The 17,453-nt window shown below is 35.7% G+C and carries 15 protein-coding genes; 11 read left to right on the top strand and 4 right to left on the bottom strand.

What is annotated here, in order from left to right; translation table 11 throughout:
• Positions 1–40: 40 nt before the first annotated feature.
• Positions 41–1,243, bottom strand: coding sequence for an aminopeptidase C (locus LF887_RS15885; RefSeq protein ID WP_236855225.1), 1,203 nt, complete (start codon positions 1,241–1,243; stop codon positions 41–43).
• A 166-nt stretch (positions 1,244–1,409) separates the two neighbouring features.
• Here LF887_RS15885 and LF887_RS15880 point away from each other — a divergent pair, with 166 nt between their 5' ends.
• The 11 genes from LF887_RS15880 to LF887_RS15830 all read left to right on the top strand — a co-directional run bounded on the left by LF887_RS15880 (position 1,410) and on the right by LF887_RS15830 (position 15,863).
• Complete coding sequence (locus LF887_RS15880) at positions 1,410–1,928, top strand: RNA polymerase sigma factor (protein WP_236855224.1); 519 nt, start codon at positions 1,410–1,412, stop codon at positions 1,926–1,928.
• Between the two features lie 12 nt (positions 1,929–1,940).
• A complete protein-coding gene (locus LF887_RS15875) occupies positions 1,941–4,322 on the top strand; it encodes a vWA domain-containing protein (protein ID WP_236855223.1) in 2,382 nt (793 codons plus the stop codon).
• A gap of 64 nt (positions 4,323–4,386) precedes the next feature.
• Positions 4,387–7,155 (top strand): hypothetical protein, encoded by a 2,769-nt coding sequence (locus LF887_RS15870; RefSeq protein WP_236855222.1) that lies wholly within the window; start codon positions 4,387–4,389, stop codon positions 7,153–7,155.
• A 3-nt stretch (positions 7,156–7,158) separates the two neighbouring features.
• Positions 7,159–11,676, top strand: coding sequence for a TonB-dependent receptor plug domain-containing protein (locus tag LF887_RS15865; protein ID WP_236855221.1), 4,518 nt, complete (start codon positions 7,159–7,161; stop codon positions 11,674–11,676).
• 156 nt (positions 11,677–11,832) lie between these two features.
• Positions 11,833–12,336 carry a GbsR/MarR family transcriptional regulator gene (locus LF887_RS15860; RefSeq protein WP_236855220.1) on the top strand — a complete coding sequence of 168 codons (504 nt, stop codon included), beginning with the start codon at positions 11,833–11,835 and terminating at the stop codon, positions 12,334–12,336.
• A gap of 76 nt (positions 12,337–12,412) precedes the next feature.
• Entirely contained in the window at positions 12,413–12,757 is a 345-nt protein-coding gene (locus LF887_RS15855; protein WP_236855219.1) for a hypothetical protein, read from the top strand.
• Between the two features lie 7 nt (positions 12,758–12,764).
• Complete coding sequence (locus LF887_RS15850; protein ID WP_236855218.1) at positions 12,765–13,166, top strand: hypothetical protein; 402 nt, start codon at positions 12,765–12,767, stop codon at positions 13,164–13,166.
• Positions 13,167–13,243: 77 nt separating this feature from the next.
• Entirely contained in the window at positions 13,244–13,615 is a 372-nt protein-coding gene (locus LF887_RS15845) for a hypothetical protein (RefSeq protein WP_236855217.1), read from the top strand.
• Positions 13,616–13,723: 108 nt separating this feature from the next.
• Positions 13,724–14,200, top strand: coding sequence for an SRPBCC family protein (locus LF887_RS15840; RefSeq protein ID WP_236855216.1), 477 nt, complete (start codon positions 13,724–13,726; stop codon positions 14,198–14,200).
• 17 nt (positions 14,201–14,217) lie between these two features.
• Entirely contained in the window at positions 14,218–14,922 is a 705-nt protein-coding gene (locus LF887_RS15835) for a YqjF family protein (protein WP_236855215.1), read from the top strand.
• A 41-nt stretch (positions 14,923–14,963) separates the two neighbouring features.
• On the top strand, positions 14,964–15,863 hold the full coding sequence (locus LF887_RS15830; RefSeq protein WP_236855214.1) for a TIGR01777 family oxidoreductase: 900 nt from the start codon (positions 14,964–14,966) through the stop codon (positions 15,861–15,863).
• Between the two features lie 179 nt (positions 15,864–16,042).
• On the opposite strand, the gene LF887_RS15825 is transcribed toward LF887_RS15830, so the two are convergent.
• The 3 genes from LF887_RS15825 to LF887_RS15815 all read right to left on the bottom strand — a co-directional run bounded on the left by LF887_RS15825 (position 16,043) and on the right by LF887_RS15815 (position 17,392).
• The gene (locus LF887_RS15825) at positions 16,043–16,516 is read right to left on the bottom strand and encodes a hypothetical protein (protein WP_236855213.1); all 474 of its coding nucleotides are present in this window, start codon (positions 16,514–16,516) and stop codon (positions 16,043–16,045) included.
• Positions 16,517–16,733: 217 nt separating this feature from the next.
• Positions 16,734–16,925 carry a hypothetical protein gene (locus tag LF887_RS15820; protein ID WP_236855212.1) on the bottom strand — a complete coding sequence of 64 codons (192 nt, stop codon included), beginning with the start codon at positions 16,923–16,925 and terminating at the stop codon, positions 16,734–16,736.
• Positions 16,926–17,017: 92 nt separating this feature from the next.
• Positions 17,018–17,392 (bottom strand): hypothetical protein, encoded by a 375-nt coding sequence (locus tag LF887_RS15815; RefSeq protein WP_236855211.1) that lies wholly within the window; start codon positions 17,390–17,392, stop codon positions 17,018–17,020.
• Between the last annotated feature and the right edge of the window lie 61 nt (positions 17,393–17,453).

The raw sequence follows: 17,453 nt of genomic DNA, 5'->3' as shown, positions 1-17,453 counted from the left end.
TAAAACCATCATAATATAAATGGTAGAAGTGATTTATTTTTTACAGACCAATGTTCTTCGTTGGTTTCAACTGCTTAAGGATGCTCTTTGGAATTGCATTCTTGTGAACCAGAATAGCGGTTGATTTGTATTCAACATAAGGTCTTGTTACATACAGGTATCCTGCGAAGTCATTCGTTACTCCCCATGAATTTTTTACCATATAATATTCTTTGCCAGTCTGGTCTTTTGCCAAACCTACAATATGCATACCGTGGTCATCAGTGGTAGAAAGATTGTTAAGAGCTTTCTGACGCATATCTTCAGAAATGGTTTTATCCTTTTTAGGCTCTGTAAACAAAGTCTGCTTATTCTCAGCATTGATTTGATCTAAATCCATATCCGGAACATAAGCCACCCCGTTTTTGTAAGAGAAATAAGGCTCTGAAACATCAGTAGCCCAACCTACAGAATATCCTTTAGCCACTGCATTGTCAATAATTGCAGTAAGGTCTTTCATCGGAACGTTCCAGTCAGAATCATGGCTCCAGTTATCAGGAATAGGCACTACAAATTTCTGATAATAAGGATAATCTTTATAAGAAGATAATTCTACATAATCATCAGCATTGATTCCCACCACTTCTTTAGCAAAAGTTTTAGGAGTATAGTTCTTTCCTTCATAAGTGAAGGTAGAAGGTACTTTTCCCAGATATTCATCAAGAATAGCATCTACAGAATTCATCCAGTTATCAGAAAGTTTTCCTTTGGAAGATGCCTGAACAAGACTGTCAAGAGCCGTTTTCAGTTTTCCCTGCATTTCCTTGAAGTTATTGGTTGTTTGTCCGGCTTTTAATCCCGTATAAACATCCTGAGGTACCGCACCGTACTTTTTGTACATATTGATAACATCATGAAGTTCACCTCCGTCACCCCAGCTGATAGCACCTCCATTCAATACATAAAGCTTTGCTTTATCATGATAAGAATTTCTTGCTGTAAAGATTTCGGCCAGATCTACAGGTTTTTTGCCCATTCTCTGCATTTCAGATTCAAGGAAAGAGTTTCCTGAGTAGCTCCAGCAGGTTCCTGATGAACCTTGGTTTTTTACAGAAGTTGCACCAACGTCTTTTAACGTTGTGAACTGAAAATTAGCATTTTGTGAGTGGTTGTTTTTTAACTTATTGATTAAGTCATCTTGGGCAAACATCATACTTCCTGCAGACAAAACAAAAAGTAATGATGCAATTTTCGAATTTTTCATTACTATAAAAAGATTATTTGTATTAATAGTCGTTAATATTAAAGATTTGTTACAAGGGGAAAAGTTAAATCAGAAATTAAAAAAAAGTGCTATTTTACTGAAAAAGTTTCCCATGTTTCCAACCTGTTCAAAAGTTTCTGCATCTATAATGGTATAACTCCTGACTATGGAAAAAGAATTATTAATAGAATGCCAGCGCAGTGACCGCAATGCACAGCGGAAGATCTACGAGAAAATGGCCGGTAGGATGTACTCTGTCTGCAGACGTTATCTGAAAAATGACGAAGATATAGAAGAAGTATTAGCCGATACATTTTACAAAATCTTCACGAAAATCAGCCAGCTTCAGAATCCTGATACTTTTGAATCCTGGGCCAAAAAAATTGCCGTAAACGAATGTCTGCAGAAATTAAGAAGTAATAAAGCCCTGTTTATTTCCCTGGAAGATCATTTTATGGATTCCTTAGAAGGAAATACGGAATATCTTTCGTTTGAAAAAGATATTCTGAGCCTGCTGAATTTCCTTCCGGAAGGATGCAGAGCTATTTTCAACCTATTTGCCATTGAAGGCTATCCGCATAAGGAAATAGCAACGATGCTTTCCATTAGCGAAGGAACTTCAAAATCCCAGCTCAATTTTGCACGTAAAAAGCTGCAGGAACTCTTAGTGAATCAAAACATTTAAACTTTTACAAAAATGGAAAATAATCATATAGATCAGCAATTCAATGAAGCCTCAAAGTTTTCAGAAGAACCTACTGTTTTCCCTGGTTTTGAAAAAGTATGGGAAAGCATTGAAAAAAAATTAGATAAAAAAGAAGAGAAAAAGAAAACTATTCCTTTTTGGCTTCCTTATAGCGTGGCAGCAAGCTTAATCATTGGCCTTGGAGCTTTTTACTTTTTGAATAAAAAGGATTCTACAGAACTTTTAAAGCCTGTAATAGCAGATAATACAAGTGTAAATGGCCATGTTACAAGTACAGATATTATAAAAATAGATAGCATTACGAAACAGAATATTCAGAAAGTTAAAAAGAAAACGGAGCCTATTATAGAAAAATTGGCAGTTAATAAGAGATTTGTTCCCGCTCCGTTAAGAATTCCTGCTCCTCAGCCTGTAGCTCCACAGCCTATTGTTGAACGTGATTTTGAAACTCCTGATTATCAGGAGAGAAAAATTGAAGAAGTTGTCATTGTGGGGTATAATAAGACAAGCACTAAGTCTTCAACAGCAGCGAACACCATCGTAAATAATGTACCACAGCCTACCGTTTATAGCTCATTACAAGGAACTGTATCAGGAATACAAATAACAGCTTCTGCCGGAGGAGATCGGAATAAGAGTGCCATCAACAGTTTAAATTCAGGTTATTTTAATAATAGTGAAATAGTCATCAGAGGAATATCTTCTATAAAGCCGGAAAATATGCCTTTATATGTCATAAATGGAAAAATTGAAGAGGCTGACTACTTTAGAAGTTTAAATCCTAACACAATTAAAAGTCTGAATATCTTAAAAGGAGATTCAGCTACAGCAATATACGGAAGTAAGGCTGCACACGGAGTAATTATAGTAAAGACTCAAAAGCTTTCAAGGAAGGAAAGGAAAAGGATGGAAAAACTTCAGGAAGAAAGCAATAAACAGAAGCAAATTTCACCTGTAACCAACAATGAAAGTTATGATACTTTTGTTGAAAACCCTTTTGAACTGACCTACAGTCAGCCGTTATCTACATTTTCTATTGATGTTGATAATGCCTCTTATTCCAATATCAGAAGAATGATCAATAACGGACAGGCTGTCAATAAAGACGCTGTAAGGATCGAAGAGATGGTTAATTACTTTAAATATGCTTATCCCCAGCCAAAAAATGGAGAGCCATTTTCAATAAACACCGAGTATAATGAGGCTCCATGGAATCCAAACCATAAACTGTTAAAAATAGGGCTTCAGGGTAAAATCCTGCAGACGGATCAGCTTCCTGCATCGAACCTTGTTTTCCTTATTGATGTTTCAGGCTCTATGAATGCCGAAAATAAGCTGCCATTGCTGAAATCTTCTTTGAAAGTTCTGTTAAACCAGCTTCGGCCTAAAGATAAAGTAGGAATTGTAGTATACGCAGGAAGTGCCGGAATGGTGCTGCCATCTACCTCAGCGGGAGAGAAAGAAAAGATTATGCAGGCACTGAACAATCTTCAGGGAGGAGGAAGTACAGCAGGAGGAGAAGGCATTGAGCTGGCCTATAAAATGGCTCAGGAAAATTTTGTAAATAATGGAAATAATCGTGTTATCATTGCCACGGACGGAGATTTCAACGTAGGAGCCTCTGCCACATCAGATCTTAAAACACTTATTGAGGATAAAAGAAAATCCGGAGTTTTCTTAACCTGTTTAGGCTTTGGAATGGGCAATTATAAAGATAATACCCTGGAAACCCTTGCGGATAAAGGAAACGGTAACTATGCTTATATTGATAATATGCAAGAAGCCAATAAATTTCTTGGGAAAGAATTTGCAGGAAGTATGTATGCAATTGCCAAAGATGTGAAAATTCAGATTGAATTCAATCCGGAGTATGTACAATCGTATCGTCTGATTGGCTATGAAAACAGAAAACTGAGAAACGAAGATTTTGTAAATGATAAAATTGATGCCGGAGAATTGGGAAGCGGTCATACCGTCACAGCTTTGTATGAGATTATTCCGGACAATATAAAATCTGACTTTACCCCAAAAGGCAACAACTTGAAATATATTCAAAATACTCATTCAAAAGAATTTGGAGATGAACTGGCTACCATAAAATTCAGATATAAAAAGCCTGATGAGGATAAAAGTCGGGAGATTACCGAGAGTATTAAAAATGTTGATTACAAGCTGTCTTCAGCAAGTCCTGATTTTAAATTTGCTTCTTCAGTAGCATGGTTTGGATTGGTATTAAGAAATTCTCAACTGATTATGAAAAAGAATCTTTCGGATATTGAGAATCTGGCCAGGCAGGGTAAGAATAAGGATGAAGAAGGCTATCGCTCAGAATTTCTCAGACTGATAGAGACTTATAAAACACTTCAAAAATAATCTTTAAAAAAAGAAATTTCCCCGGAAATTTCTTTTTTTATATTTTTAAGCATACTAATCACCAATGAAAAAGAATTATTTGCTGTTATTGCCTTTTACCATTACCGTATTAAAGGCACAAAATTCACAACTTTATTATTCAGGAAAATTTTTAACGACAAAAGATAAGGAACAGAATTTTTTAAAAGTACAGAATAAGAATAGTGGGATTTATGAACTGACTGATGAAAAAGGATTTGCGATCATTGCTGCTAAACCTTATGATACTCTGGTGTGGAATCAAGGGAAAAATATGTATGTTGTTCCCTCTTATCAATTGAGAGAATTAAAGAATATACTGGAAGACCAGACGGAAAAGAAGCTGGTGGAAAATATTTATAGTAAAACCTACGACAGTCTGACTTCAAAAGAAACCAGCGATCATTTTAGCATAGAAAAAACAAAAGCAACTCTAAGTAAAAGATCGGACAAAGACTTTTATAAAATAAGAATAGTGAAGCAGAGAAATGACAGTGTTTATACTCTGAAAAATATTAATCAAAGAACCTTCGTGCTGAATGGAAGCTTTACCACTTCTTTTGATGTTAAAAGCAGAAATGCTATTCCCCACATCCAAAATAAGTACGTACAAGGAAGATCAGAAAACGGATCTCTGATCTGGAGGGGGCCTGAAACCAATGAAATGTTCAGTTTTGGGCCTGATGTTTCTATATTGGGATTTAATGGTGTGCCCTACGAGTACGATCAGAATGGAAGATTACTTCATTGGGTTAATGGGCTTCAACACGCACGGAATTATAACAACAACCTTTTTAAAACAACCGTAGGATACAGCAATCAGCTTAATGTTAATGCTTTTATAAAAGATGGATATAAAGAGAAAGTTCGCCTTTCATTGAATCTTGGTCAGCAGAAAAACCAGATGTATTTTATAGATCAATACGATATTGCTTCCAGTTTTAAAGCTAAGCTGAATACAGAATTTAAGGGATATTTGATAGATGTCGCTTTTAATTATGAAGAAGATAAAGCAACAAATACAAATAGAATAGGATTATTCAACAGAGCTTATCAGAACTCGCTGCTGACTCCGGTTTCTTTTTCCAATAATCAGCAGATCTTATTAAGTAATGGTTCACAAAGAAGTTACAGCAAATACGCTGATAACCCGTTATACCTTTTTACGCAGGATAGCAAATACCATTATCAGAGTGATCAAAGACAGTTTAGCCTGAATGCAGTCAAAACATGGGACGATTTTAAACTGAACCTCAGCCAGTCTTATGAAAACAACAATGTCTGGAATGTAGATCAGTATAAACCTACCACATATGGTTTTAGTAATGGATTACGGAATGAAAGGACACAAAATAACAGTTTGTACTATTCTAATATTCTCGGAATTTATACATTGGGAGATTATCATTTTAAAAATGTTTTCAGTCTGAATTTTATTTTAAATGACAGACGATCGGATGTTTCTCATAGTTTGACGGCTAGAGAATACCTTTATCAGAGAACTTCACAGGATCATATTTTTAATTATAATATGGAAATCCGAAACTATGATTTTGGAACAGGCCTTAATATTGGTAACTCATTTTATATCTCCAATACCTCTCTTAAAAATAATTACTGGCTTCCGAAAGCAAATGTTTATTTAAAGTTTAGTGACATTTTTGACTGGAATAATTTCAGCTTCAAAATGTTGGGAAGCTACACCCAACTAAGCTCGGAGCCGGAAATCACAAGATCATATGCTTCTTATGCCACCACTTTGCTGAATGCAGAAAATTACTATCGGTATTTCCCAATACAGGAAGTTGAAAGTTTCAAAGGCTTATCTAATATCAATACCCGGGAATGGAAAGTTGGCGGAAAATTGAATTTGGGTTATAATATAAGTCTGGAAGGAGAGTATTTCAACAAAAAGATAACTGATGATCTGTTTCCCGTATATGAAGAAAATCAGTTGAAGCTAAAGAATATGGCTGATCATACTTATAGCGGCTATGAATTCAATTTCGCATATGATCGGTTACGTTTGGGGTATGAGTTTTATACAGTCAACAAAATTTCATTTTTCAAATACAGAGATATTGTTGACAGGATTTCTCCGGGGTATCAGAATCTTGCTCTTTCAGGTTTTAAGGATATCTACAAAACGCTGGCTGAAGGGCAGGCCCTTGGAGCTGTAATGGGTAGTTATTTTGAGCGGAATGCACATGGGCAAATAATTATTGATAACTCAGGATTCCCCGAAAAGGCGGCAGGAATGAAGATCATTGCAGATCCTACACCAGATTTCGTTATGAAGTTTAATCATAACCTAACCTATAAAAACTTTTCTTTGGATATCAACTGGGAATGGAAAAAAGGAGGTCAGTTGTGGAACGGAACCCAGGCTGTTCTCGATTATTATGGGCGTTCATACGAATCCGGAGAAGAAAGGAATATCAAAAATTATGTTTTCCAGGGAGTTCATGCTAATGGAACTATCAATCAGATTCCTGTAGATTTTTATGATACTAACCAGAATATTCAGGAAAACAGATGGTCGAGATACGGCTATTTGGGAATCGCAGAAAATTATATCCAGAAAGCAGATTATATAAGAATTAATAATATTTCACTGTCAGTCAATTTTCCTATTAACAATCGAAAGCAGTTTCTAAAACTTAGTTTTTATGTAAATAATATACTGCTTTGGCAGGCTAATAAAGGGGTAGACCCCAATCAGAGTTTTTATGATGCAGACTATGGAAGAGGATTGGATTTTTTCAACCTTCCTTCCTTTAAAACATTTGGCAGCATTGTTTCATTCAAATTTTAACCTATGAATCTTAACCTTAAATCATATATCATCCTGTTAAACGTACTGCTTTCAACTGTGGTTTTTAAAGCTCAGCAATCTTTTCGGGACTTTGAAAAAGAGAAAACATATATTCAGACCAACCATGTTTTTTATAAACCGGGAGAAGGAATGTATTTTAAAATATACGTTATAAAAGGAGAAAATAACCTTCCGGCAGAAGACAGCAGAATTGTTAACCTGGAAATTATTGAGCCTAACGGGAGCATTTTAAAAAAATTAAAATACGAGATTACTAATGGATATGCCCAGGGATATTTCTACTTTGATGAAGATATGAAAGGCGGTATTTATAAGTTCCGGGCATATACGAATTGGATGCAGAACGAAGATGGGAAAAATGCTTTTGAAAAAGAAATTAATCTCCAAAAAATCGTGTCTCCCAGAATTCTAATGAAGCTTGATTTTCCTAAAAAGGGCTATGGACCCGGGGATGAAGTGTCAGCAAACTTTTCTATGCGAAGCCTGAGTAACCTGCCAATCCCTTTTTATGAAGCTGAGTATACGGTGATGCATAACGGAGAAATGGTTTCAGAAGGGAAATTCACCACCGATAAAGAAGGTAAAAAACTTTTGAAATTTAAGCTTCCGGAATCTTTGAAATCATCTGATGCACTCTTGAATATTAAAGTGAATTTTGATGGATTTACAGAATCTGTTTTCAGAAATATTCCTGTTGTTCTGAATAATCTGGACGTAAAATTGATGCCCGAAGGAGGAACCTTCATCAACGGAATAGAACAGAATATTGCCTTTAAGATTCTTGACGAATTTGAAAAACCCGTAGATGCAGTATTAGGTATTTACAATCAGGACAATGAAAAAATAAAAGAAGTTCCGGCTTATAATTTCGGGATGGGAAATTTTCTTTTTACCCCAAAAAAAGGTGAGAACTATTATGCAAAGGTTATAAAGCCGGAAAATATAGCCGGAACTTATCTTTTACCTTCTGCTCAGGATGATGGAGTGATTCTGAACATCAAAAAGGAAAATAAAAACCTGATATTGACAATTGTATCTACTCAGGAAAAGAGTATCGTACTAAAAGGAAGATTCCGTGGAAAAGAAGTCTTTGGCAAAGTGCTTTTGCTAAAAAAGGGAACCAGTCAATTTAATTTACCTGAAAAAGACTTTCCAGTTGGAATCTGTAGCTTTACGGTATTGGAAAATGACGCTCCTGTGGCAGAACGTATTGTTTTTACCAATAAAAGTACTCAGCTAAAGATTAAAGTAAAGCCAGTGAAGCAATATTATCTGCCCAGAGAAAAAGTAGAGCTGGACATCGAAACCACTGATGAAAATAACAAGCCCGTTACTGCTAATCTTGGACTCAGTGTAGTGGATGATAAACTATGGACCTATGCTGATGATAAGCAAAATAATATCGTTTCATGGTTTCTCATAGATTCCGAATTGAAAGGAAAAATTGAAAAACCACAGTTCTATTTTGACTCTAAAGAAGACAAAGCCGAGAAAAGTCTGGATCTTGTTATGCTGACAAATGGATACAGGTACTTTGAACTTACTCGCGAAGTCATTAAAACAAACAAGTACCAATATCTTCCCGAAAAAAAGAATACCGTCTATGGAATAGTAGAGGATGAAAATAAAAAACCTGTGGCATCAGATGTTTTTCTTGTAGATGTTTCTGGTAGCAGGATTCTTAAACAGGTAACTGCAGAAAATGGGAAGTTTTATTTTTCAGATTTAGATGGAAACAGTTCGTATAAGATCATTGCTAAATCTTTCCAACCTAAAAATAAAGTGACGGTAAGGTTTTTATCCTATAATTTGGACATTAACCCTTTAATAAAACAAAAGCTTACAAATATAAATGTAGAGGAGATCATAAAGGAAGCTGAGCTAAAAGAAGAATCAAAGACAGAAAACAGACACAATATCCAGCAGCTGAATCAGCTCAACAAAGGAAGATATGACACAATAAAAAATCAACGTATTGAAGAAGTAGTTGTTACGGGATATTCTATGGTGAGTAAAGATAAAAATGCAACAGCATCCGTCACTATAACGTCTCCTTCAGAAATTCAGAACCCAAACGTAGCCTCATTATTAAGCGGAAAAGTAGCAGGATTGATAATAACACCTGCTGGGCAGGCAGGTGCTAATGCACAGATAAGAATCAGAGGTGAAGGTTCAGTGGCCAATAAAACCCCACTATTTATTGTTGACGGAATTCCGGTAGAAAATTTTAATACCATCATAAATCCAAATGACATCAGCAGTATTACAGTTCTTAAAGATGCTGCTGCTACGGCCGTTTACGGAAGCAGAGCCGTGAATGGAGTAGTGATTGTGAATTCTTTTAGGAATAGTACCTCACAAATCCAGTTTGATATCACTCCGAAATCCTATTTTGCAGTACAAGAAATTCCTTATGCTCGTCTTATATTATATTCTGCAGCAAGGAAATTTGCTTACCCCGAATATAAAACAACCAATACTTCCTATCGCTTTGATTACAGAGAATCACTTTATTGGAATCCTGTAGTAGAAACCGACAAGAATGGAAAGGCAAAAGTTGAATTTTATAACTCCGATGCCACTTCCACATTCAGGATCATGACAGAAGGGGTCTCCGCATCAGGACTGTTGGGTAAAGACGAAACTACTTATTCAGCGCAGAGCCTCATCTCATTGGATGCTAAAATCCCACAGTATCTGACAAGAACAGATCAGATGACGATTCCTGTTGTCATTAAAAATAATTCTCCGGAAACTAAAATAATGAAGATGAATGTGATTGTTCCGAATGATGTAAAACTGATAGAAGCAGACAGTCTTATTACCTTGAAACCCCTGGAATCAGGAAGATTATTTGTCAGAATACAGACGGATGAGGTCGTGAATTCTAATATTCAGTTTACGGTGAGATCAGGTGATTTCAGAGAAACGATGATACTTCCGTTTAAAGTAGAAGAGAAAGGTTTTCCTCATCACTATTCTATTATCAATAATAAAACTGAAGATCTGAAAATCAATATTCCAGAGTATATCAACGGAAGTCTCCATTCGTCTTATTATATATATCAGAATAGAGCCTTACAGATGTTTGAAGATCTCGAAAGATTGAAAAGAGAACCTTACGGATGTTTTGAGCAGCTTTCTTCAACGGTTTATCCTAATATTTTCATTTTGGATTATTTAAAATCAATAAAAAAAATAGATACTAATACCGAGAATCTGGTGATTAAGAATATGAAAAAAGGATTTCAGAAAATGTTGAGTTACAAAAACAAGGACGGAGGTTTCGGGTATTTTAATAGCACAGCATCAGATATAACACTTTCTGCATTCGCATTATTGGTGTTTACAGATTTAAAAAAGCATGTAATCACAGATCCTAAACTGATAGAGGGACTTTCCGCATTTATTTTGTCAAAGAAAAATGCAAACGGATTATTTGAGGTAAGAAAAGAATATGAATCGAAAAACACCTATTCTGAGCATTCCTGGTCCAGAAATATGTACATTATTTATGCTTTGTCTAAACTAGGCTTCAAGAATGAACTTGAAGATTCTTTTAAAGTAATGATGAAAAGGGCTTTGGCTACTAAAGATTCTTATCAATTGGCTTTGCTTGCCAATGCTTCTGCCAACCTCGGAAAGCATCAGGAATATGATAATCTGATGACCATTCTGAATAAACAATATGAAACCCAAAGTATAAAACCTGAAATTACTTTTACCGGTTCGGGAGGCTTTTCTGCTGTTGCGGAAACACTTTCATTATACATTATGGCCCTTCAGAAAGATGGTAAGATTAACCAGTTAAAAATAGCTGAAGTTGTAGATAAACTGATTGGTTATAACGGATATTACGGGTTTGGTTCTACACAGGCAACAAGTCTGGCAATTCAGGCACTCACTGATTTTTACTCAAAAAATGAAAAATTGTATGGAAATGAAAGCCCGGTGATTATTATCAACAAAGCCAATGTATTCTCTGATATAAGTATTTCTTCGGCCTATAAATCAGGAGAAAACGAGATCGGTGTACATTATCCATCCCAGAAAGGACTTCCTTATAAACTGGAATATCAATATTACACATTACAGGCTCCAGAAAGTAAAGTGATCCCCCTGACACTGGAAACAAAGCTTAAATCTAAGCTTGCCAGGGTAGGAGAGACCAACAGAATGACCATTACCATTACAAATAAGATAAACGGTCAGCTGCCAATGACTATAGCCAAGATTGGTATTCCTGCAGGGCTCACATTGCAAAATGCTTTCCTGAAAGATCTGATTGATAAGAAGCAGATTTCTTACTACGAGATTTTTGACAATTATCTGGTACTGTATTGGGAGCATATGGATGCTGAGGAAGCAAAAACGATCAATCTTGATCTCAAAGTAGAATTTTCCGGAACCTATACCGGAAAGTCCAGCAATGCCTATTTATATTATATGCCTGAAGAAAAATACTGGAACCAGGGAATTTCAGTCAGCATTGAACCCTGAAAATTTCTGAAATTCATTAAATATTATACTTTAAAACATAATCAAAACAGGCTTTCTCAGGAAGGTCTGTTTTATTTTGAAAATAAACTTTCAAAAATTATTGAAAATTCAAAAAATATAATTACATTTGTTTCAGAAATCTAAAAGACATCTACAATGCAACTTTCAGAAGCAAAAGAAAAATATATTCAGACCTGGGGAACCTTTGCTACCAATTGGGGAATCAACCGGACAATGGCACAGGTACATGCTCTGCTTTTGGCAAGTGGCAAGCCGCTTTCTACCGATGAGGTGATGGAACAACTGGAGATATCAAGAGGAAATGCCAATATGAATCTTCGTGCTTTGATAGACTGGGGAATTGTAAGAAAAGAATTTGTAAAAGGAGATCGGAAAGAATATTTTGTAGCAGAAAAAGATGTATGGTATCTCTTCAAACAGATTACCAAAGAACGCAGAAAAAGAGAAATTGAACCTGTTATCTCTTTCCTTGAAGACTTAAAGAATATTGAAGATAATGATTCAGAAGAAGCAAAGGAATTTATCAAGCTTATGAATGATTTCAGCTCTGTCACCGGGAAGATCAACAATATCATGGATCTGGCGATAAAAAGTGATGATCATTGGTTGGTAGGGAAGATTACCAACTTATTGAAATAAAGAATAGAATAGGATGAAAATCCTTTTTTATTTGAATTTAATTTTCAAAAATTACTGAAAATATAATATTTATAAAATGTTCAATATTGTTTCGTATTTACTTTTCCTCAGTATCAGTTCGTATATCACAATTGATGTGGGAAGAAGGTGTTACCAGGCAGGAAAAGCTTATCTGAAATATCTGCTTCATGATGAAAATCTTTGTCTTACGATCAACAGGGTACTTCTGGGAGGTTATTACCTGTTGAATTTGGGCTATATCGCAGCAAGCCTGAGTACCTGGACGAAAATCAATACGATGCAGGAGGTCATAGGTATAACAGCAGTACGCATAGGAAGCATTTTATTGATTCTTTGTGCATTGCATTATGTGAACATTTTCATCCTTTACTTTTTGAGAAAAAAAATAACCTTAAAATAATACTATCATGACAACTGCAATTTTAACTACGGCGTACAATTTTTCTGCGTACATGATCTACCTGCCACTTGTAATCATGCTTACTGTTTTGGTTTCTCAGTTTCTGTTTAAAAACTCAAAGACCTTTATGATTGATATTTTTCATCAGAAGGAAGATATCGCTATGGCTACAAACTCACTTTTTAAAATAGGATTCTATCTGTTGAATATAGGTTTTGCTCTATGCATTATTGAGTTTGCCCAAATTGAAACAGTAGAAAGGCTGGTGGTAGCTTTAAGTAAAAAAATAGGAGGCTTTTCAATTTATCTCGGAGTGATGATGCTTTTGAACCTGTTCTTATTCCTGAAAGGTCGTAAACATGCTTTGAAAAAAGAAATACCAATCAAATATGAAAACTTTGATATTTAAAATCTGGATGTATTTTACTTTCAGATCTAAAAACAAACGAACCCGTGGAGATTTTTTAACCTTTTAAAGTAAACCGGATGAAAATCTTTTCAAAATATGATTATTACATTCAGTTGTTTTTTCTGATAACAGGACTTCTTGGGACTATAGTGAGCGGCTTGGAAGGATGGATGATGTTTTACTTTATTGTAGGAATTCCTCAGCTTATCAGTTTTATCATCAAAATTCGGCTTAAAGTAAAAATATCACCGCTTTTTCTGATCTATGGAATGACCATAATGCCCGTTTGGATTTCCTTACTCCTACTGCAAATAATAGGAATTGATCATAAAATAATGGAGATACCCGGGGGGCTTGTTATAATGGCATTTTTCTACAGTCCTTTTATGGCTTTATTCTATGTGATCGAAAGTCATAATCTATATAAATCCTTAAACACAGACCAATGAAAAATAAACTGTCCAAAATGTATTTATCCTGAGACCGAAATAAGAATTTCTGATAACTTCCCTATTCCAGGTCCAAGTCTTCTAAACTGATAAAAAAAATTAAAAGAAATGTCAACAATCTATTTAAACACCCTTATCAAAGCAGATATTCACTATGTTTTTGATCTGGCAAGAAATATTGATCTGCATCAGCAGTCAACTGCAAAAACAAATGAAAAAGCAATCGCCGGACGTACCTCAGGCCTGATTGAAAAAAATGAAACCGTCACCTGGAGAGCAAAACATCTGGGAGTGTATCAGAATCTCACTACAAAAATTGTCAGTATGGAGGCTCCCAATCAATTTACAGATGAAATGCAGAAGGGAGCTTTTAAATCGCTCAAGCATCAGCACATTTTTAAATCTGTAAACGGAAAAACCCTGATGACCGATGTCTTTGAATTTGAATCTCCATTGGGAATAATAGGAAAGCTTTTTAATGCTCTTTTTCTTACGGATTATCTTAGAAAATTCCTGTTACAAAGAAATGAATTAATAAAAGCCGTTGCAGAATCTTCTACTCATGAGGGGATAGCAATTTTTTAATCTAAAAAACAAGTATTATGAATTTTTTACGGGCAGAATGGAGAAAATTGGCCATTGCCAATTACGAAATTGATCCTGGATTATTAATGAAATACCTTCCTGAAGGTACAGAGATTGATTTTTATAAAGGAAAATGCTACGTCAGTTTAGTGGGATTCATGTTTTTGAATACGAAACTGTTAGGCTTTCCCATTCCTTTTCACCGGAATTTTGAAGAGGTCAATCTAAGATTTTATGTAAAGAAAAAAGAAAATGAAAGATGGAAAAGAGGAGTGGTATTTATCAAGGAAATAGTTCCGAAACCTGCATTAAGTCTGGTAGCAAACTCTGTATACAAAGAAAATTATCATACCATGCCGATGAAGAATAGTATTATGGAGAAGGATGAGGAGCTGCTGATCAAATACTCGTGGAAGGATAAAAGCTGGTATTCTATTCAGATCACAGCTGAAAAGAAAGCTCAGGCAATGAAAGCAGATTCAGAATTTGAATTTATCACAGAACATTACTGGGGTTTTACCAAAACAAAAAGCACAACTTCAGAATATGAAGTCTGCCATCCGAAATGGGATTGCTATTTCGTAAAAGACCATCAGTTGGATATTGATTTTCAGAAGATCTATGGAAATGATTTTGATTGTCTGAACCGTCAGGAACCTGTTTCAGTAATGCTGGCAGAAGGTTCTGAAATTCAGGTGAAAAAAAAGAAACATATAGTGTAAAACAGGAAATTTCTATTCTCAAACCTTCAAATTATTAAACAATGAAAATAATCATAGCCGGAGGAACCGGATTTCTTGGCGGAAACCTTGAAAAATACTTTACAGAAAAAGGAAATCAGGTATATATTCTGACCAGAAAACCGATGCGTAAAAATGAAATCTCCTGGAATGCAGAAACCATAGGAGATTGGAAAAAGACCCTTGAAAATGCAGATGTGCTGATCAATCTCACCGGAAAATCTGTGGATTGCCGGTATCATGATAAAAACAAACAGGAAATTTTCTCTTCAAGAATCAACAGTACTAAAGTTTTGCAGGAAGCAGTAAATGAATGTTTAAACCCGCCAAAGATCTGGATGAATGCCAGCTCAGCAACCATTTATGTACATTCCGAAAAACATCTGAATACAGAAGAAAACGGAATTATCGGAGACGACTTTTCAATGAATATATGCAAAAGCTGGGAGAACGAATTTTTTAAAACCGAAAATCAGGGCATAAGAAAAGCAGCTCTTCGTACTTCTATTGTTCTTGGAAATAACGGAGGTGCTTTTCCAAAACTGAAAATGATTACCAAACTGGGCTTAGGAGGAAAACAAGGAAGAGGAGACCAGATGGTAAGCTGGATTCATATCAGTGATTTCTGTAAAGCGATAGAATGGATTATTCAAAATGAACATATTTCAGGGCCTATCAATGTAACTGCTCCTGAACCTTTATCAAACGGATCTATGATGCAGAAATTAAGAAAAGCATTAAAAAGATCTTTTGGGCTGGATGCTCCGGTTTGGCAGCTGGAAATAGCCTCCCTGTTTCTGGGAACAGAAACAGAACTGCTCTTAAAAAGCCGTAATGTTTACCCTGAAAAACTGATAAAGAGCGAATTCCGGTTTTCTTATCTGGATTTTGATAAAGCCCTTGTTAACCTGCTGAACCCCTAAGTTTGTAAAAAATTCGAAGAATACCGAATCAGTAAAGACCATTTTCATATGCTCATAGTCCAAAGGCTGCCTGCTCTTGTCGTTATGTTTTATTTGCTCAGTGCTGTTTTCGCCGTTTTTAATTAAAGAAAAAGAGCAGAAGAAATCTGCTCTTTGTTAAATGTATTTTTTATATGACGTTAATATTTTCTTGCTAACAGAACATTCAGCAGGAATGTTCCTGTCCAGTTACTGTTATTGGCTCCATTACTTCCTATAAAGTCAATACGTGCAACAGACACCGTAAGCCTCGTTCTTCCTGCAGTCCCGTTATTGGCAAGACTTACAAAAGAGGCGGTAAATACATCAGGAAAACTTGAATTATTTCCTGCAGTAAGGATGGGATACATATTGGCTACATTAAAAGGGGTCCCCTGATATTCATAAACAAGAGTCATTCTGCTGGCATTGGAATAGCCTGCTGTATGTGCATTGTCCACTGAGGTTTTACTGATGATCCACCACCTGTCGGGGGCAATACCGGTATCATAAGTAGCATTGGCATGGTTGGTCCAGTCCGTAACCGGGGAAGTTCCCAGCCCATGAGGCGGAATAGAAAGCTGTGTTCCGTATATTTCTACATTACTCGGTTTAGGAAGAACCGTAAAAGACAAATCCCATGTTCCTGCAGTCGTATTGCTGTTGTTAACAACCTCAGCATATGCTCCTGTAGGAATCAGAAAAGATGAAACCGGAGTATTGTCAATTCTTAATGTATTGCCACTGGATGCCTGAAGGGTAATTCCGAAAGCAGAAATATTTTTAATCTTATAAATTCTTCCCGTATAACTTGTTGTCCCGGTTCCGACGACAGGGAGGGTGAATGTAGCATTAGCTGCTCCATTGTAGGTAATGTAGTGATCCGTTGCCTGAAATCGTGTAGGCTGGGGTGGTCACTTCACTGTAGCCTGCTCTTAATGAGCCGTTGACAGCAAGTGTACTGTTGGGAGTAGTGGTATTAATACCTACTTGTGCATTTATGAATACACCTCCAAATAAAAGAATTGAAATGTACTTTCTCATTTTATTTTGTTTAAATGGTTTATTGTGAAATTATAAAAAAGCGTAAGTTTTGTGTAAATCTACTCTCTGTGATATTTTTTTATTTGTAAACTTTATATCAATCTGCAGGGTACTTCTAAATCTTCAGTAAGATAATAACTGCAGCACAAACGATGATAACCATCAGCAATAATAAGGTCATGCTCACCCCTTACCAGTAAGATGGGAGAAAGCTTTTTGTTTTTCTCTACCTTTTTTAGATTTTCCTTCACATGAATGTTTGTTTCTGGAAGCAAAGGGAGCCTGCTGGCTCTTAGGATATCTTTAGATTTTTTGGAGATGGTAGCGGCTTTTTTTAATTTTCCAACAAGCTTTTGTGCCTGATCGGGTTCAAAAATAAGCTCAAGGTAATCAAGAGCGGCCGGGAAATCATGATCTTCAGGTTCTTTTAACCAAATTTTATCTCGGGTAAGTAAATTTTTTTTCATGAGTGCTTGTATAGAGGTGAAATAAGTAATAAAAGTATGAAAAAATAGTTCATAATCAATA

The sequence above is a fragment of the Chryseobacterium sp. MEBOG06 genome (genome assembly GCF_021869765.1).
Taxonomy (GTDB): domain Bacteria; phylum Bacteroidota; class Bacteroidia; order Flavobacteriales; family Weeksellaceae; genus Chryseobacterium.
Note: the sequence above shows the minus strand (reverse complement) of the source record. Positions and strands in the feature narration are given on the sequence as shown.